The sequence below is a fragment of the Stenotrophomonas sp. HITSZ_GD genome (assembly GCF_029543105.1).
GTDB lineage: Bacteria > Pseudomonadota > Gammaproteobacteria > Xanthomonadales > Xanthomonadaceae > Stenotrophomonas_A.
On the sequence record NZ_JARQXB010000002.1, the window covers coordinates 119,181 to 136,085 of the forward strand.

General features: G+C 61.2%; 25 protein-coding genes. 19 read left to right on the forward strand and 6 right to left on the reverse strand.

Annotated features, from left to right (window positions below; genetic code table 11):
• Positions 1-442 precede the first annotated feature (442 nt).
• A complete protein-coding gene (locus P6166_RS02375; protein WP_277762932.1) occupies positions 443-973 on the reverse strand; it encodes a HEPN domain-containing protein in 531 nt (176 codons plus the stop codon).
• 345 nt (positions 974-1,318) lie between these two features.
• Between P6166_RS02375 and P6166_RS02380 the strand changes: the two genes are divergently transcribed.
• The 3 genes from P6166_RS02380 to P6166_RS02390 all read left to right on the forward strand — a co-directional run bounded on the left by P6166_RS02380 (position 1,319) and on the right by P6166_RS02390 (position 3,077).
• Complete coding sequence (locus tag P6166_RS02380) at positions 1,319-2,062, forward strand: hypothetical protein (RefSeq protein ID WP_277762933.1); 744 nt, start codon at positions 1,319-1,321, stop codon at positions 2,060-2,062.
• Between the two features lie 202 nt (positions 2,063-2,264).
• A complete protein-coding gene (locus P6166_RS02385; protein ID WP_277762934.1) occupies positions 2,265-2,759 on the forward strand; it encodes a hypothetical protein in 495 nt (164 codons plus the stop codon).
• 84 nt (positions 2,760-2,843) lie between these two features.
• Positions 2,844-3,077 carry a hypothetical protein gene (locus P6166_RS02390; RefSeq protein WP_277762935.1) on the forward strand — a complete coding sequence of 78 codons (234 nt, stop codon included), beginning with the start codon at positions 2,844-2,846 and terminating at the stop codon, positions 3,075-3,077.
• A 52-nt stretch (positions 3,078-3,129) separates the two neighbouring features.
• On the opposite strand, the gene P6166_RS02395 is transcribed toward P6166_RS02390, so the two are convergent.
• Together P6166_RS02395 and P6166_RS02400 are read right to left on the reverse strand one after the other, a co-directional pair.
• A complete protein-coding gene (locus tag P6166_RS02395) occupies positions 3,130-3,819 on the reverse strand; it encodes a helix-turn-helix transcriptional regulator (protein ID WP_277762936.1) in 690 nt (229 codons plus the stop codon).
• Positions 3,820-3,939: 120 nt separating this feature from the next.
• A complete protein-coding gene (locus P6166_RS02400) occupies positions 3,940-4,770 on the reverse strand; it encodes a hypothetical protein (RefSeq protein ID WP_345781845.1) in 831 nt (276 codons plus the stop codon).
• 600 nt (positions 4,771-5,370) lie between these two features.
• On the opposite strand from P6166_RS02400, the gene P6166_RS02405 reads away from it, so the two are divergent.
• From P6166_RS02405 to P6166_RS02465, 13 genes are all read left to right on the forward strand, one after another.
• Positions 5,371-5,499, forward strand: coding sequence for a hypothetical protein (locus P6166_RS02405; protein ID WP_277762937.1), 129 nt, complete (start codon positions 5,371-5,373; stop codon positions 5,497-5,499).
• Positions 5,492-5,704, forward strand: a complete 213-nt coding sequence (locus P6166_RS02410; protein ID WP_277762938.1) for a hypothetical protein — start codon at positions 5,492-5,494, stop codon at positions 5,702-5,704. Before P6166_RS02405 ends, P6166_RS02410 begins: the two co-directional genes overlap by 8 nt.
• Complete coding sequence (locus tag P6166_RS02415) at positions 5,701-5,886, forward strand: hypothetical protein (protein ID WP_277762939.1); 186 nt, start codon at positions 5,701-5,703, stop codon at positions 5,884-5,886. Before P6166_RS02410 ends, P6166_RS02415 begins: the two co-directional genes overlap by 4 nt.
• Positions 5,883-6,008 carry a hypothetical protein gene (locus tag P6166_RS02420; protein ID WP_277762940.1) on the forward strand — a complete coding sequence of 42 codons (126 nt, stop codon included), beginning with the start codon at positions 5,883-5,885 and terminating at the stop codon, positions 6,006-6,008. The genes P6166_RS02415 and P6166_RS02420 overlap by 4 nt, the downstream gene beginning before the upstream one ends.
• Positions 5,998-6,672, forward strand: coding sequence for a hypothetical protein (locus tag P6166_RS02425; RefSeq protein WP_277762941.1), 675 nt, complete (start codon positions 5,998-6,000; stop codon positions 6,670-6,672). Before P6166_RS02420 ends, P6166_RS02425 begins: the two co-directional genes overlap by 11 nt.
• 147 nt (positions 6,673-6,819) lie before the next feature.
• Positions 6,820-7,116, forward strand: coding sequence for a hypothetical protein (locus P6166_RS02430; RefSeq protein WP_277762942.1), 297 nt, complete (start codon positions 6,820-6,822; stop codon positions 7,114-7,116).
• Between the two features lie 125 nt (positions 7,117-7,241).
• On the forward strand, positions 7,242-7,442 hold the full coding sequence (locus tag P6166_RS02435) for a hypothetical protein (protein WP_277762943.1): 201 nt from the start codon (positions 7,242-7,244) through the stop codon (positions 7,440-7,442).
• A gap of 5 nt (positions 7,443-7,447) precedes the next feature.
• Positions 7,448-7,687, forward strand: a complete 240-nt coding sequence (locus tag P6166_RS02440) for a hypothetical protein (protein ID WP_277762944.1) — start codon at positions 7,448-7,450, stop codon at positions 7,685-7,687.
• A 103-nt stretch (positions 7,688-7,790) separates the two neighbouring features.
• Positions 7,791-9,365, forward strand: coding sequence for an A coat protein (locus P6166_RS02445; RefSeq protein WP_277762945.1), 1,575 nt, complete (start codon positions 7,791-7,793; stop codon positions 9,363-9,365).
• Positions 9,365-9,682, forward strand: a complete 318-nt coding sequence (locus tag P6166_RS02450) for a DUF2523 family protein (RefSeq protein ID WP_277762946.1) — start codon at positions 9,365-9,367, stop codon at positions 9,680-9,682. The genes P6166_RS02445 and P6166_RS02450 overlap by 1 nt, the downstream gene beginning before the upstream one ends.
• Entirely contained in the window at positions 9,679-10,839 is a 1,161-nt protein-coding gene (locus tag P6166_RS02455) for a zonular occludens toxin domain-containing protein (RefSeq protein WP_277762947.1), read from the forward strand. Before P6166_RS02450 ends, P6166_RS02455 begins: the two co-directional genes overlap by 4 nt.
• 65 nt (positions 10,840-10,904) lie before the next feature.
• Positions 10,905-11,291, forward strand: a complete 387-nt coding sequence (locus tag P6166_RS02460) for a DUF4124 domain-containing protein (protein ID WP_277762948.1) — start codon at positions 10,905-10,907, stop codon at positions 11,289-11,291.
• Positions 11,292-11,307: 16 nt separating this feature from the next.
• Entirely contained in the window at positions 11,308-12,090 is a 783-nt protein-coding gene (locus P6166_RS02465) for a hypothetical protein (protein WP_277762949.1), read from the forward strand.
• Here P6166_RS02465 and P6166_RS02470 read toward each other — a convergent pair.
• Positions 12,087-12,437, reverse strand: a complete 351-nt coding sequence (locus P6166_RS02470; RefSeq protein WP_277762950.1) for a DUF3653 domain-containing protein — start codon at positions 12,435-12,437, stop codon at positions 12,087-12,089. The genes P6166_RS02465 and P6166_RS02470 overlap by 4 nt on opposite strands.
• Positions 12,438-12,670: 233 nt before the next feature.
• Positions 12,671-13,300, reverse strand: coding sequence for a hypothetical protein (locus P6166_RS02475; protein ID WP_277762951.1), 630 nt, complete (start codon positions 13,298-13,300; stop codon positions 12,671-12,673).
• Here P6166_RS02475 and P6166_RS02480 point away from each other — a divergent pair.
• Positions 13,289-13,993: an MAPEG family protein gene (locus P6166_RS02480; protein WP_277762952.1), complete on the forward strand. Its 705-nt coding sequence runs from the start codon at positions 13,289-13,291 to the stop codon at positions 13,991-13,993. The genes P6166_RS02475 and P6166_RS02480 overlap by 12 nt on opposite strands.
• A 608-nt stretch (positions 13,994-14,601) precedes the next feature.
• Here P6166_RS02480 and P6166_RS02485 read toward each other — a convergent pair.
• Entirely contained in the window at positions 14,602-14,859 is a 258-nt protein-coding gene (locus P6166_RS02485; protein WP_277762953.1) for a hypothetical protein, read from the reverse strand.
• 672 nt (positions 14,860-15,531) lie between these two features.
• Here P6166_RS02485 and P6166_RS02490 point away from each other — a divergent pair.
• Both P6166_RS02490 and P6166_RS02495 read left to right on the forward strand, forming a co-directional pair.
• Positions 15,532-16,374: an alpha/beta hydrolase gene (locus P6166_RS02490; protein ID WP_277762954.1), complete on the forward strand. Its 843-nt coding sequence runs from the start codon at positions 15,532-15,534 to the stop codon at positions 16,372-16,374.
• 24 nt (positions 16,375-16,398) lie between these two features.
• Entirely contained in the window at positions 16,399-16,902 is a 504-nt protein-coding gene (locus tag P6166_RS02495) for a hypothetical protein (protein WP_277762955.1), read from the forward strand.
• Positions 16,903-16,905: the final 3 nt, after the last annotated feature.

The window sequence follows — 16,905 nt, forward strand, 5'->3', positions numbered from 1 at the left end:
GCTGGACACACGACACGTGCCGATAATTCCCGCTGGCCGGGCAGCTCCAGCCCCCTCAGCGGTAGCGAAACGCCGGCACCGAAGCTTTTGGGCGATGGCTACTGCAACTGCGTGAACAATTTGCGCAGGGGCAGTGCATGGATGTACGCGCAGTGCCGCCGGAGGTTCGTCGGATTCCGCTGGGCTGGCCGAATGACTATCGAAGCCAGCTTGAGGCAGCGCGCACGCTGTCCGTCACGCGCAGTGGGACAGTGTTGAGCCTCTGACAAACCACCAATTCAGACAGTCATGCGCAAGTCGCCAGTCAAACGCCCGGTGCTTCAGCCATCGAGGGTGTAGAGCTGAAGTTAATGATGACCGCCGATGCCTTTTCCCTGGAGGCGCCTAATTTGTCAGTTTTGCACAAAGCGTGGTGATTCGAACTGACGCGTGACACAACTAATCAGAATCTCTGGGCGTGAAATTCGTTCAAATTCCAGAACAAAGGATTCAATACCTGAAAGAGCTGGGGCCTGGTCGTCTGAAGTTGGTCTAAGAAGTCCTCCCGCGTCATCGCCATCTCGATCTGACTCTCCATCGCTTTGCTAGTGGGGTATCTGAAGTGCAGGTTCAGCTCTCTGAAGAATATCTTGGCGAACTGGGGCCCGAAAATGTCATCTTCGAACGTCAGGCCAAATGATAGGAATTCGGGGACTGGAATCGAGACGATCGGGCAGACCGTTGAGCATAGTTCCGTCAAGACTTGTAGACTATGGGTCTTGGGTGGTTCGACACCCGTCGCCAAGATGGCCGCCTTAAGCGTAAGTTCAATCGCATGGTGACAAAGGAACATCGGCACCCTGGATGCGTAATAGTCTTTGAGGGGCTCATTCTCCTGGGTCTCCACTAGCCGAACTGCGCTCTCCGCGAACGCGTTTGCTATCCACGCCAACTCGGATGCTGTTTTGATCTTCTCGGGGTCGACTGTGGTCATTAGGAGTGCGGTCGTAGCTTGGCGCCCGTACAAGCTGAGGGGATAAGCCTTTGCTGCGCCGCAGGGGGCGGCATCAGCGGAGCTTTGCGGTCGGCGTAGTTGGAATCGATTCGGGTGCCCATTGCTGGCCTTATCCTCGTCGCGATGCCGTGGCTAGGGGCCATGCGCCTGTTGGGACGAGTTTCGAACACGGTTTATTACCCGGAACTCGCGCGGCGGCGGACCCCGCCGTCAAACATCCCGGCCTATCGCCGTCGCAACCCCCGCGTGACCCGCAGCGAAGATTAGTCGCTCTGCCAGAAGATCCGGCAGCACTTCCGTAACCACTTCTCAAGGGAGCAGAGAATGACGTATGAGATCGCGCTTCGGGTGGTGCGCAGCGCCGAGAACGCATTGGTGGGCAATCGGTTGGGTAAGCCGTTGCACAGATGGCTGCAGGGTGTCGTTGACACGATGCTGGCAGGACCGTGGCTGATCATTGCAGGCGGGCATATCTTGATCCGTCGCATCGCCTGGGTGCTTGCCACAACTGTCGTACTCGCGGTGCTCCTTGGTTTCGTGCACGAACCACAGACCCCGTCCGTCATCCTGCCGTCTTTTCTTCTGGCCGTGGGCGTCGTGTACTTCAGCACCCCCAGTCGCTCAATGACGGCCGGTGTCAATGCATCGCGCGTTGCGCAGGTTCGCCAGTTCATTCTCTCCACTGTGGACAATCCTCAGCAGCTTCAGCACTTGGCACAAAGCGTGGAGGTCGTGCGTGTACATACGCTGCAGAAGCTTGGTCGCTTCAATGTGCTGGCCGGCATCGCTTGGGGCGTGCTGTTCTGGTTCGTAGGATCCCATGCGCTAGCTCCGGGACTATCGATAGAGGCTCGGAGTCAGGGTCTTTCCTACACCGTAGTGGGCATGCTGATCTTCGGTTTCGCACTGATCTGTGGTATCTGCCATGCCACCGCTGTTAGGGCGGTATGCCAGATACTTGAGTTCGCAATGATTGAGGCTAAGGCTGAAGTCTTGCCCGCCTACGACGCCACGTCTGAATCCCAGACGTCATCGACGAAACCCATTCGAACGGTGCCGGAACTATGATTCACCCCCTGTCGCAAGCCACCAGCTACCTGCAGACTTTCTGCATTAGATTGGATGGCGAACACATTCTCCGCAGCCATGCGACTGGATTTTTCATCCGCGTGAAAGGCGCGATACTGCTTGTCACCAATTGGCATGTAGTCAGCGGATTGAACCCTGCAGATCCAAGCAAATCGTCAACGCCATCTCTCACTACCTCAAGGTGACGGTGCAGGGCAGAAACAAGAACCTGGTCGAACTCTCGGTACCGCTCTACGACGATGAGATGAATCCACTATGGTTCGAGCATCCGGACCGTCACATGGTCGATATTGCGATTGTCGAGCTGCCTGTCGAGCTTGAAGAGTACTTTCACTTCGTCGACATCCATTCGGTGGAGGACGACACCGAGATTGCCGAAGGCGTGGCCAAGGACGTTTTCATCCTGGGTTATCCCTTCAGTAAGAAGGATCTCGAGTCCGAGTTTGGCGAACAAGCCCCTTACTATTTGCCCATATGGAAGCGCGGCAGCATCGCCTCGGAACCCGCGGTTCCGCTACACGACCGGGTCCTTCTGATCGACTCGCTCAGCCGGGCAGGCATGTCCGGTGCGCCCGTGCTGATTGCCGAGGACAATCGGGTGATGCGGGCCCGTAATGCGAAAGGCAATGCGTTTATTGAGGCAGTTCGCCGAGGAGACACGCGAGCGCTCGATTAATTTGATATGGAGAATCTTGAAGACGCCCACGTCAAGTAGTTCAAGCTTATTGGGGTCTATTCGGGCACCGCCGGCAGCACGAAAATGGCTGAGATCGCATTGGGAAAATGCTGGACCGTAAAGGCATTGAAAGAAACGATCGAGAACGCAACGCCGGGGGCCATGTCTTCGCATGCGCCGGAACCGAACGAGCACTACGACGCATTTCTTCAGCAGATGCGCGGTAGACAGCTGATCATGCGCGACGCCGCGGGCAACGAAACCGCGCGCGTGAAGTTAGGGGCCGCTGAGTCGGGCAAGCACCCCGAGCCTGAGTAGGGCCGTTGATCCTCGAATGCCGCTGGGGTCTGCGTCGCGGCACGCCGTGAGATCAACCAACGCGTGCGGCCCTGGGCACGGCGATCTGGCCGGGCTCCTCGCCGACTCGCGTGGCGATCACATACAGCACCGTGGCGACCCAAGGTTCGCGGCCCGGCACTGCCTGTCCGACGCGAACCTTTCGGGCGCCGTGGCAGAGCGACACGCCCAATGCACGCAAAGCGTCGATATGCCGCTGCAGGTCGTCGAACACGTCAAGCTTTTGCGTTTCCGAGTACAGCTCGTGACAGTCGCGGTACTCACGGTAGTAATCGACCAGACCAGCGAACTCTTCGGCGGCCTCGCGCGTCAGCTCGAACGCGGGCTCCGACAGGTCCATGTCGTGGGTGGTGATTAGGCCGGCGAGTTGCCGGCCTGCCGTCAATGGCGAAACCGCGAGCGTGATGTGGTCGCGCTCGAACGCCGCTTGGGCGGCCTGCAGTTCCTCGGCAGTCGGCAGCGAGAAGGGCTTGTTCAACACGTCGATGTCGTCGAAGTCGAACGCCCGGGCCAACGCACGGCGCGTGTCAAAGCCTGCGGAATCCCCCTGTTCCACCCGCTGGATGGTGCGCACGTTGAGACCGGAGATCTCGGCTAGTTGTTCCTGCGACCAGCGGCGAAGCTCGCGAAATTGACGTATGCAGGCGCCGACTTCGGCGGGTGTGAGCAGGCGAGGGGGGCTGGAGGTCATCAGCGGATCCATTGAGCGTGACTCCTTCGGGCAAGTGAACGCAGACTAGAAGTGCCCAGGACTCGATAACACGACGGGGGCCCGACAGCCAGGCGACAGCATCAGTCGTCCGATAGCCGCGATGCCGGGTTGTTACTGGCATCCCCGGCTTGGAAGTAGCCGATCGCCTGGGCCACCGAGCGATGCTCGGTCAGGGCCATCAGGGCCGACAGGGCAATGCCCCGCCGCCCGCCCTCGGTGATGAAGCCCGAGCGCAGGCTGTGTCCGCCAAAATCCCCCGCCAGTCCGGCCAGTTTCGCCCGGCGTTGCACGATGGTGGCCACCGCCTTGGGAGACAGTGCCGGGCCGACCCGGTCGCGCCAGAGACGGCGGAAGAGGGGGGCCTTCGACGATGTTCGCGGCGGTCAGCCACGCCTCCAGGGCGGCGCCGGCGCGGCCGAGCACCGGCTTGTCCGGCGTTGCCGCGGCATTTGGGCCGGCCTGCTGGGTCTTGCTGTGCTCGAGGCGATACACGAAGGCCGCCTCGCCGATGCGGCGCAGATCCTGCCAGTCGGCCGCGGCGATCTCGCTGCGCCGACGTCCGCCGCTGGCAAAGCCAAACAGCAACAGCGCCGCGTCCCGCAGTCCTTCCAGCGACTCGTCGCAGGTTGCCAGCAGCGCGTCGAGTTCGGTGCGAGTGATGGCAGTCTTCTTGTGCGGCCGCTCCCCGCGCTTGACCGAGGCCCGGCGGCCCCGCTTGAGCAGTTGACGCACCGCCGGCGATTCGCAGGGGTTGGCCGCCTTGTGCGCCTGGTGGGCGGCCGAGAGCACGGCCACGCGGTGCACGACGGTGGCGAGCTTGAAGGGGCCGGGTTTCTGCTTCAGGCCGGCGGCCACCAATTGCGCATCCAGCGCCGGCGGCAGCTCCCACGTTAGGCCAGCCTTGCCGCGCCGGGCCAGGTGGTCGACCACGAACTGGACCACCGCCGGCTCCGGCACCGGCAGCGCGATCGGCTTGCATAAGCAGTGCCATAGCGACGCCCACAGCCACAACGAGGGCCACAGCGCATTTCGCATAATGTATAGACGATGCCGCGTCAATTACTGCTTGTTGTGTCAGCTCCGCGGCCTGCGCGTGGCTGGGCGGGGCGATCCCCAGTCCGAGCCATAGGGCCATCACGGCCGCGCTTAGCCTTTTTGCGATGCGCCTCCAGGCTGCTCGCTCGTCCTCGGAATTGCTGCGCTCGGCCATGACCAGCGCGACCCATTCCTCGGGCTTATCGCCGATGTCTTCTGCCATCCGCTCGATGTACTGAATCTCGGCGTTTTTCCCTTTTTTCCAGCTGGAAACCGTCGCTCGGGTCACGCCCAGCGCAAGCGCACCTGAGTTGTCGCTCTGAATCTTCTGCACGTGCTTCCACCGGCAGAAAAGGTCGTAGCTCTGGCTCATGTATGTACCCTGTTGACAGTATGTCAGGACCCAGCATACAGTTCGCCCTAGATGTCAGCAGAGTCTTGACATCCCCGCCCCCCTCGGCACCCCCCGAGGGGGACCGGGTCTAGGGTAGGGGGCAGGGGATTCACATGGACAAGGTCAGCTTCGCGTTCTGCATCAGCGGATGCGTGGTGATGGTTGCGGTGGGCATTGCCCGCGCCATCGCTCCGCTGCGCCGCCTCTACGAATCGACCTATGGCGGGGTGCACCGTGGCTAATCGCCTTTGCGTCTCCGATCTGCCGTGGGCAGTGATCATCTTCGTGATCTGCGCTGTCGTCGGCTGCGGCTTCGGGGCGATTCTTGGCTACGACTACGGTCGCGATAGCTTTGCGGAGCGCAAGGAGATTCGAAGCGCCTGCATCGCCGGAAATGATCGCGCTTGCGAGGTGTACGCAGCCGACTACGGCCGGAGGATTCTGTGAGCCGTCCGACCAACACCGAGCGCGGCGCGCGCATCGCCTACGACATGGCGCAGCTGAAGCTGATACAGCGCGAACTGTTCCCCTCTCGCCGCACGCCGCCGCTGAAGTTCTGGCGCGAAATCGCGGCCATCGCCTCCGAGCAGCTGGCCGAGTGCGAGGCATTGCGGGAGGCGCACGCATGAAGCTGTGGCAGCTGTACGACGCGAAGAAGACCGCCAAGACCGACGACGAACGCCGCGATATCGACCGACTGATTGAGGAACGAATCAGGCTGATCGGCGCGGGGCAGGGCGATGAGCCATGAACGCCCACTTCCCGAACAGCCCTTGCTATCACTGCGGGGGAAACCTCCAGAAGCTGCAAGCGATGGATGCGACGCTTACCTGCTGCACCAGCTGCGGCCTGCTGACCTCCAAGCGCAGGGATATGCCGAGCTTCTACAGCGCATCCCGTGGCAGCAGTTCTGGACGCTCACGTTCCGCGTCAGCAAGTCCGGCCGCAATGGTGGCATGCACGAAGAAGCAGCTGATAAAGCGTTCCGCTACTTCGTCAGTTGTCTCAATCGCAGCGTCTACGGGCCGAAGTGGGCCACACGCTGGCACGGCGGCGTGCAGTGGGCACGCGGCCAAGAATTCCACCGCGACGGACGCCTGCACTTCCACGCCGTCGCAGCTGCGCCTACCGATGATCTCAATCGCATCAGCAGCCGCTACGAGTGGCACGAGTGGTGGTATCGCGAGTTCGGCCGCAACCGCATCGAGGCGCCGCGTAGCCAAGCAGATATCACCGGCTACGTATCCAAGTACGTAACCAAGGGCGGGACAGTCGATTTCAGCAGGAATTTCGGCGCGTGGGCGCCACCGCCGATCGACTACACCCGCCGCCCCGAGCAAGACGCCCTGATCGCGGGTGACAGCAACACAGCGATCCGACAGTTCAGGGCGACACCTGGGCACCGGGCGGACTGATGCAAGCATCGCGCAACGGGGAAACAAGCGGCTCCACCACGTCTCCCTGCGGGGGGGTAGGGGGGGACTTAGCTTGACCCCACAGTACCACCCGAAATTTGCAGCCAGCGACCGCAAGACGAACCCGACCAACAGAGGAAGAACGAAATGAACGCTCCGAAACTCACCATCAATAGCGCCGTTGAAACCCGCACCGTCACCACGTCCAAGGGACTGCAGAAGGCCATCTACAGCCAGCGCGCCACGCTCGAAACCGAGGCGATGCGTATCCAGATCGAAGTCGAGGTGGACGGCCTGGACAAGGGCTATCCGGTGGGTGCGGTCAAGGAATGGGATCTGACCACCGACCTCGTTCCCGGCCGCTTCGGCGTCGAGCTGGCGCGCCGTATGACGCTGGTCGATCCCGTCGGCGCCAAGCCCCAGCCGTCCCGTCAGGCGGCCTGATCGTGTGGTACGCCTTGGTCACGGCATCACCGCAGACGCTGCTCTGCATCGGCTACTGCGCCGGCGTGCTGACCTGTGCAGGCGTGGTCGCCACGATCTGCCCGCGTAAGCCCCGGAGGTGAGCCGTGGCCAAGGTGCTGATGTGCACGCAATACAACGATTCGACGCAGCAATGCGAAGTCCAGGCATGGGTCGATCAGACCGACTGGACGACACCACTACCCACTATCGAACAGGCCGCGATGGTCGGGGGAGCGTACTTCATCGGCCTGATGACCCTGGCAGTCATTAAAGGACTGCTAAACCCTAAATCCATAGAGGAGTAACACCCATGCGCAACACCATGACCCGTGCTTTCGGCAGCGCCAAGAACGCCGTTCTGCTCGGCGGTACCGTCCTGATGACCGTGCCCGGCTTCGCTTTCGCGCAGGCCAGCGGCGGCGGCGATTTCAGTGGTGACGAGATCATCGCCAAGGTCGTCACCTACACCGCCATCGGCGTGGCCATTCTGGCCGCCTTCGCGCTGGGTCGGTGGACCCTGCGTGCCCTGGGCCTGATCGGCGGCAAGTAAGCGCCGATGTTCCGTAGCAGGGGAGGGGAGACCCTCCCCTTTTCGATGGAGGCATTATGGAAGGCTTGATCGTGTTGGCGTTCCTTATCCATGCGGCGCATATATGCGCAAGTGGGTGGAATTGATGAACGGCCTGGGGCGCTATTTCGTAAGGGCGATGGTGCGTCGCATTGCGTATGGCGCCGCAGCGCTTCTCATTGCCACACTACTGCACCTGTGCACGGCGAGCGAGGCGAGGGCCGCTGTCGATTGCTTCAATACCAGCGTATTGAACAGCGGATGTGGCGATCAGGGCGAGGCCACATCTGCGGTGGTTGCGGTGGCCGCCCGATGGGTGGCGAACAAGACAGCAGCGGAGCCGCCTCCCTATACGCAGTACAAGTACTGCGCGCCGTTCGATTCGGGTGTGCAGATGATCTCGGTTTTCATCCCGCAGAGCAGCACGTGTCCGACGACTCAATCTGCGGTCAATGCTATTACCAACAAGGCTATCCGCTCATATTCGGGAAAGTGCGCGGATCGAAACTCCGCTCGGTTAGCCGATGCCGCGCTGAATTACAGCGCACCAGCCACCTGCATCTCGGGGTGCAAGGTACAGGGGACAGCTTTCACCAAGAGCGTGGGCTCGGTGATGCAGTACGGCATGAAAGATCGGTCCTATACCGGTGAGACATGCAGCCCCCAGGTGATCGACGCGAACGCGCCCATCACGCAGGAAAAGAGCGACGATGCGCGCGTCGATGCTACGACCCCAAAGTCGCCGGAATGTACCGCCCTCGGCAACGGGCAGACCGGTTGCGTCAAGCCGAACGGTGACTATTGCGCCACGGCCTCTACGGGAAAGACGTTTTGCTGGACGCCCGGTGAGACCGGCAAAAAGACGGATGGGACTGACGCACAGGTCAAGTCGCCGAAAGGTGATCCCGTCACGCCGCCCAGCACGACCATTACCGATCAGGAGTGGCAGCGTAAGGAAGGCCATCAGGTGGCGGAGTGCACCGGCTCTGCTTGCACCACGTCTAACGTGACCAACTACACCAGTGTTCCGAGCGGGACCGCGAAGAATTCCAGCGGCGATAACAACGCGGACGGCAGCGGCAATACCACCGGCAACGGCAAGGCCGATGACGGCAAGAAAGGCGATGACGACAGTAAGGACAGCGCCAGCGATAGCGGGAACTGCGACGCGCCTCCGGTGTGTGTGGGTGACACGCTGAAGTGCTTGCAGCTCAAGTTCACGTGGAAGATTCAATGCAACACACAAGGCAACGAGATTTCCAACGGCAACGGTTGCGGTGAGGGCGATGTACCTGTGTGCGCCGGCAAGTCTTGCAAGGCGGAAGCCTACGCCCAGGTGATCCAGCAGTGGAAGCAACGCTGCGCCTTCGAGGCGCTGGGGCAGGGCAATGCCGAACGTGCCGCCGGCATTAGCAATGGTGATGACGCCGGGGTGGTCGAGGGCATTTGGAACGGCGAGTCGGGCGGCAGCGGGATGACGTTGCGGCAGGACTTGGTGAGCGTGGGCGGCGGCGGTGGAAGCCTGCTTCCGGATGTGGAGATCGAGGGGCAGCACTGGAACGTGCCGCAGGGCTTCTACGATGCGATTGCAGCGGTGCGCATGGTCATCATCGCTATGTGCACGGTGATCGCCATGTTTGTGGTGGGGAGGAACATCTAATGTTCGAGTGGGCAAGGGGCTTTGCCGATCACTTTTTCGAGAACATCGGCGACACGATCCACAAGCTGGTCAAGCTCAAGGCGGCCATCTGGCTGGGCCGGCTACTGTCGTCCATCGGCTTGGGCTTCGCCGCCCAGCACTTCATCTATAACCCGATCATCGAGTACGCGCAGAACGCGTGGTCCTCGGTGCCTGCTGGCATCGCCGGGTGGGTGCACGCCTTGGGCATTGATGCCGGCGTGTCGATCATTCTCAGCGCCTACGGTATTCGGGGCGCCGAACGCATCTTCATTCAGCGCAGGAACCAGTCAACATGATCGGCGATACCGCTGCAATTTCATTGCTCACCGGTCTGCCCGGCGCAGGCAAGTCGCTGCGCATGGCCGAGGCCATCAGCAAGCTGGTAGAGAAGGGCGAACACGTTTTCGCGTGCAACATCGACGGTCTCAAGATTCCCGGCGTCACGTTGTGGGAGGACGCGCGTCAATGGCGTGACCTGCCGGCCGGCGCAATTCTGTTCGTGGATGAAGCCCAGGCGTTCTTCCCGGAGCGCCGCGGCGGTGAGGCGCCCGAGTACGTGCGCATGAACAAGATTCGCCATGACGGTATCCGGCTGGTGCTGGCCACGCAGCAGCCCAACTACCTCGACACGTACCTGCGGGGCTTGGTCGGCTATCACGAACACCTACTACGCCGGGCCGGCAAGCAAGAGAGCTTCTTGTTCCGCGAGAACCAGGTCATGGACGTGGTGCGCCAGAAGCTGGCCACCATCAAGCGGAACTACGACTACGAGGTCTACAAGTTCAAGCCTCGGTATTTCGCCTGCTACGACTCGGCGCAGACCCACCAGATCAAGTACCAGATGCCGGCGCTGGTGAAGAAGGCGCTGATGATCCTGCCGGTGGCTGCGTTGCTCGCTGGCGGCGCGTGGTATGCCGTCTACCGCGACACGATCTTTGCGAAAGCAGCCGCGCCCGCCCAGAAGACGGCGCCCCCGGCGCCGTCGCTGGCGGGCGCGGCAGCGTCGCCGGGTGTAGTCGCGGCGAAGGTCACCACGGGCGAACAGTACGTGGCTCAGCTGGTGCCGATGGTGGCCGATGTGCCCTGGTCGGCGCCGGCCTATGTGGATCGGCCGGTGGTGTCCGATCCACACGTCTACTGCATGGCCACCGAGAACAGCTGTCGCTGTGTTACCGAGCAGAACACCCGCACGGTGCTGCGCGATGATGTGTGCCGGGACATTGCCCGCTGGGGTGAGCCCTATAATCCCTACAAGGCGCCCCACAGCCCTCAGCAGGCGCAGCAGGCCCTACCTGCAGACCCGACCCCGCAGGCGAGGGCAGATCAGCCCCAGCAGAGCGGGGCGGCGACCTCGACTGCCGTCCAGAAGGCGGCCCGCAGCCAGGGCACGTTTCCGGAGTCGCCGGGTTATCAGACCAGCACGTATACCCGCCCAACCACGCTCGAAATGTAAGGTTTTCCCTGACTCCACCCCATGCCGGAGAGGCTATTATCCGGCGCAAGGGAAAGGGGGGAATCATGGACGTTCGGGCGCTGGCCATAGCGCTGCTGCTGGTGAGTTGTCCCGCAGCGGCGCAGCAGGTCTATAAGTGCGTTAAGGGCAAGCAGGTTTCGTATCAGTCGGATCCGTGCGAGAACGGTCCAGCTGCCAAGGCTTGGGACGCTACGCCGGTTCCCGAGCAGTCGAACGCCGAGAAGTGGCGGCTCTATCGGATCCAACAAGAGCTTCGCCAACGTAATGCACCCCAGCCAAGTTATGGCTGGGCTGCTTCTTCACCATCGACCACGTCCGCGTGCGAGAGTGTCAAAGCGCAGCGTGACGCAGCTTATGCCCAAGTAGGCCTGAAGCGATCTTTCGAGTTTTCGAGCTATTGGGATAACAGGGTTCAGCAAGCCTGTAAGTAGGAATGAGAACGCCCCGATGAGTGAATTTTTGAAAGATGTGTTCGCGGTTCTGGGCTATATCGGCCTTCCCATTTTTGCTGTTGGAGCCTTCCTGAAGTTATGGGGTGAGAAGTGGCTTGAGAGTCACTTCAGTACTGCAAGGGACAGTCTTAATAGGGCGCATGACGTACAACTTGCTGAGCTTGAGCGACGCCATACTTTTCTTTTGGAGGAGCTTAGGGCGTCGCTCACACGCGATTTCGACCGTAGATCGCGAGTCCATCAGTTGGAGTTCGAGGCAGTTCCTAAAGCTTGGGAGCTGACTCGAACCGCGTTTTATGAGGCGCGGCGGACACTCTCAGCATTCCAAAGTTACGATCAGATCAGCTCGCTTACTTCCGAAGAGCGGGATGAGTTTTTGACGGAACATGGAATACCAAAGTGGGATCGGCGCTTCATCGATGAAAGTGAGGATCCGGATCGAGCTTGGGTAGATGTTCGCAACCGGCGTGATTTGCGAAATGCCAAAGCCGCATGTGGAGAGGCAACGCGGTATGTGGGTAGATATGCGATTCTTCTAAATGATCAGACCAAAGAGTCGTTTAATACTCTCTTGGAGTGCATGTGGAAAGCGTTGGTCGAGTACTCGATTGCTCTTGATTACAGGCGAATGAAAATTCCTCCCGAAGGGAATGAGAAGGCGCGGGAGCTATTCGAGGAGAGAGGCGATTCAATGTTGAGCGCTCTTGAGCGGTCCGTGCGAACGATTTTGATTTCTGGGGGTGGAGGGGGCACGCCCCCTCCGCCTACGACTCCTTAACCAGCCCGCCCGAAGTGGCGCTCTCGCCAGTCGCCCAACTCTACGACGACGACTTTTACCATCGACTGCTGACGCGCTCTTCGAGCAGCGTTTCGGGTGCGGGCAGCGTCTCGAAGGTCAGCAGCCTCGGTACGCCACAGCAGTCCACGCAGCCGGCGCTCGGAGAAGCGTTCGCCAGTGGGCGCCACCAGCTCGCGCCCGGCAAGCCGCCACCCAGCCCAAGGCCCTGACAGTTCGACATGGTTGTCCACGACGCGGCGGTAGACGTCATGGGCGCAGGCATTGGGGCACGGCTTGCCGGCATCCCAGCATGGCGGGCGACGGTCGATGTTGTAGGTGTTGGTCACGCGGCGATCTCCTTATCGGTGGGTCGCCGGGTGGGCAGGCAAGTCTTGATCCAGAGCCAAATCCAGCGCAGGCGAGCCGTAGCTCCGGCCGCAAGCGACTTCGCATAATGTATATTATGTCGCTACCGATGCGAGCGGCTCGCTGGGTGGCTGTCGGCGCCCCCCTAACTTTGTCCCGATGAGTGCAACCTGTCGCCATCGCCAATCAGCGAATCCACTGTCGGCCTGGGCGGCTACGACGCGGCGGGTGCACAGTGGCTGTCCCATTGACTCATAAGTTGCTCGATGCCTTCGAGGTCAGCCAGTAGATCGGCGGAGCGCGACATCATCAGGTCGCGCTCGGCCGGTGTCATCGCGGCGGGGTTGCTGGTGATCAACGCGGGAGCGGCGGCGCGTGTTTGCTTTTCCAGCAGGGCTTGGGCCTGCTGGCTAATCAATTGCTGTTGGGCAGAGATTCCTGCATAGCACTGCACTTCGGCATAGTCCATGTGCCCCAGCGCGCCAGTATCCCGGGCGGTCGTCCAGGCGGTGTCGGACAAAGCTGCCCACTCCAGGCGGTATTGCAAGTGATCGTCCCCCGGCACCTCCCCGGCTTGACGAAGGGCCACCAGCACTCCCAGGTTCTTCCGCATGCGCGACTGATCTGCCCGCACGCTACCAGCGTTCTCCTTTACCAGTTCTCGATTCTCCCTGATCTCGCGCTCGATATTCCCGCGCGCTTCAGCCACCAAAGCACGGTGATGGTATGCCTCCACCAGGGATTCCAAGCTCAACGCAATGAGCAAGCCAATGCTGACGATGGCCAGATGGATGAAGAATTGCCGCCACGTGGTGACGGCATGATCGGGCGCATGCACATGCATGGCGTCTTCCTGGGGGAGATCGAGCGAAAGGTCGGATTCCGGCTGGGAGAGCGCCGGACCGGCCACAACCATCACCCCCAATGGACTTATCTCACCACAGCAAGAACGTTAGAGGAAAGGCAACATCGCGCAAGAGCTCTTGGCGGCAATCGCATATTCCTTGAAGCGTTCCGGCCCGGCTGGCCGCGCCACCTGCAGGGGAATTCGATGACCAACCCGTCGGCCTACTACGACCTCGCCGTGGTTGTCCTGTTCACCGGCTTGATGTGGATTCCGTACACCCTGGCCTCGATCAAGCATGATGGCCTCGGCGTGGCCATCGGGAATCGCGAGACGCTCCCAGCTCTTCCGCCCTGGGCGGGCCGCGCCAAGCGCGCCCATCTCAATGCGGTAGAGAACCTGGTGCTTTTCGCACCGGCATTACTGGGCGCACTGGCCGTGGACGCCAATGCCCAAGCCGTGGCGCAGGCTACCCATGTCTACGTGGGCGCGCGCGTCGTCCATTACCTCGCCTATGTGGCAGGGATCCATTCCGATGCGATGGTCATCCCCATGTCGGCAATTACCGCCGTGCTAATCCCTTCCGTCGCGCTGAAGCGCACCCGGCTGCGCACGACCACCGACGTAGTGGTGCCTGCGCTTACGCGACGGAAGTCCCAGGCACTGTCCTATTTGGCAAATATCAATGTCTGATGTCGACTCAACTCGGTGGTGTCTTGGGAGTGCCCGCACGTGCGAGACAGGCCGGGGAGCGATCACCAGGCAACGCGCGGTGGCAAGCCGCCGGGCGACCAGACCCGTACAGAGCAGGCGTCCCACGCGCAGCTAGGCGCGAGTATGACTGAATTTAAGCGGTGCTCGCTCGTACGACATACTTGGATGCCATGCTGCAGAATCAATCAAAAATTTATGACTGTGGACAGTAGCTTCGAACCGCCCTCTCGATGACGGACGCGCACTCACTTTTTTTTGCAACACATAACGAAGCAAACCTGAACATATCTCGCGAATCAGTTATCACATAGTACACCCTGGCTTTCGCACTACCATCTTTTGGATCGGGGCAGGTGGATGGAAGGACAGAGATAAGCCGTACGTTAATTTGCGGGCTATTATCTCTGTCTTCAGCTCGATATCCACGAAGCTTCGCCTTCAGGTCAAGCTCCATGGCCTGGGCCACGCCGCTGTCAGCCTCACTATTAATTACGCGAGCAGAGCATTGACTGCTCTCTGCCTCGAATGATAACGCAGCAACCGCTAGGAATAACAATTTTATCGCCCAGTCCAAAGTCTTCATTGAGTTATTTTCCTTTGAATTCTTTGTCCAAACGTTTTGAATCTATCCTGCCATTGACTTGATAGACGCCCTTGAAAGCTCCAAGGGTGGTATTGCGAGTTGTTTCATTTGATTTAATCGCATCGACATCCGCCGCGGTAAGACGAGTACCGGATCTATCCGCCATCACGTGGCCGGGAGTGTAACCAGGTTTTGGTGTAGCCGTGCGTCCATCTCTGCTTCCACTCGAATCATAGCCTTCGGGGGCGCCAGCGAAATGCATGATGTCGTGCTTTGCCGCGCCGACCCAATTTGATGCGTCCGTATTGATATGGCCGTCATTTCCCCCCCGGTCCGCCTATCCACGACTGCGTATGGCCGAGCCAGCAGATTGATACGGCTTGATCTTAGGCAGAAATGCGCAGGGCCAACAACCAGACGTTTTATCAGGTCCGGGAATCCGCCCCTGGCGCACATCGGGAACCGCTGAAAGGCATTAATAGCCGTGGGCTGTGGGGAGGGAAACTGCCATTTTTCCCTACCCCCAAAGCATCTCTCATCGTCTTCCACAGCCACCTGGCGAGTAACAGAGGGCATCAGTCCCAAGCACTCCCCTTGCGCCATCGAGAAAGATATCTGGTCGCCCGCGCGGCCCCGACGGGCTTCATTCTGGGGGAGCACGACCTCCCTCAAAAGAGGGAGCTTTCACGTCGACTATAGGGGGTAGGCCCGATCCGCATGACACAGGACGATGACGCCCTACCGCACGACGCTAACCGCAACGGCTAGGCCAGCACCCGTCTCCTGGAGACCGTCGATGTCACACACCCCGTCCGCGCTTCGCTTTACGCGCCGGCAGTTATTGCAGACCGGCACGATCCTGCTCGCCGGCAGCGCCCTGCCCGCCCTTGCTTTTCCTGCCTCCGCCAAGCCCACCACCCAAGGCCCCTTCCCCATGAGCGACAGCTACGTACAGACCCAGGACGGCGTGCAGATCTTCTACAAGGACTGGGGCCCGAAGGACGCCCAGCCCATCGTCTTCCACCACGGCTGGCCGTTGTCCTCGGACGACTGGGACGCGCAGATGCTGTTCTTCGTCCAGCACGGCTACCGGGTCATCGCACATGATCGCCGCGGCCACGGCCGCTCCAGCCAGGTCAGCGAAGGCCACGACATGGATCACTACGCATCCGATGCCTTCGCCGTCGCCGAACACTTGGATCTGCGCAATGCGGTCCACATCGGCCACTCCACCGGCGGTGGCGAGGTAACGCGCTACGTGGCCAAGTTCGGCCAGCCGCATGGCCGCGTCGCCAAGGCGGTGTTGGTCAGCGCGGTGCCCCCGCTGATGCTCAAGACGCCGGCCAATCCGGAAGGCCTGCCGATCGAGGTGTTCGATGGCTTCCGCAAGGCCCTGGCCGACAACCGTGCGCAGTTCTTTCTCGATGTCCCCACCGGCCCGTTCTATGGCTTCAACCGACCCGGTGCCACGGCCTCGCCCGGCATCATCAACAACTGGTGGCGGCAGGGAATGATGGGCAGCGCCAAGGCCCACTACGAAGGCATCAAGGCCTTCTCCGAGACCGACATGAGCGGGGACCTGAAGGCGATCACCGTGCCCACGCTGGTATTGCATGGCGACGATGATCAGATCGTGCCGATCGTCGCGTCCGCACCGAAGTCGGCCAAGCTGCTGAAGAACGGCACGCTCAAGGTCTACAAGGGTTACCCGCACGGCATGCTGACCACCCATCCCGACGTCCTCAACGCCGACCTGCTGGCCTTCATCAAGGGCTGAGCCCTACCACCGCGAGGACTCGCCATGTCAGGTTCCGTACTGAGCGCGCTCACCGCTTTCCACACCCTGCTCAGCATCGTGGCGATGCTGGTCGGGGTCGTGGTCATCGCCCAACTGCTGCGGCGCGAGGCCATGGGGCGGGCTTTCTGGTGGTTCTGGTGGACCGCCATGGCCACCAGCCTCACCGGGTTCCTGTTTCCGTTCCACGGTTTCACCCCGGCGCTGGGCGTGGGCGTGCTGGCAACGCTGATCCTGCTGGTGTTGCTGCAAGCGGCAGGCAAGACGGGAAGCTCGCGCGCATGGGCCCGCGTCCATGCCATCTGCACGGTCGCCAGCGTGTACCTGCTGGTGTTCGTCGCCGTGGCGCAGGCCTTTGCCAAGATCCCGCCGCTGCACGTGCTCGCCCCCACCGGCAAGGAACCCGCCTTTGCCCTCGCGCAGGGCATCGTGCTGCTGGTCTTCGTCGTGCTTGGCGTGGCCTCGGCCCGGCAACGCAAGGCGGCGGCCGCCACGATCGCGCATTCGTAAATC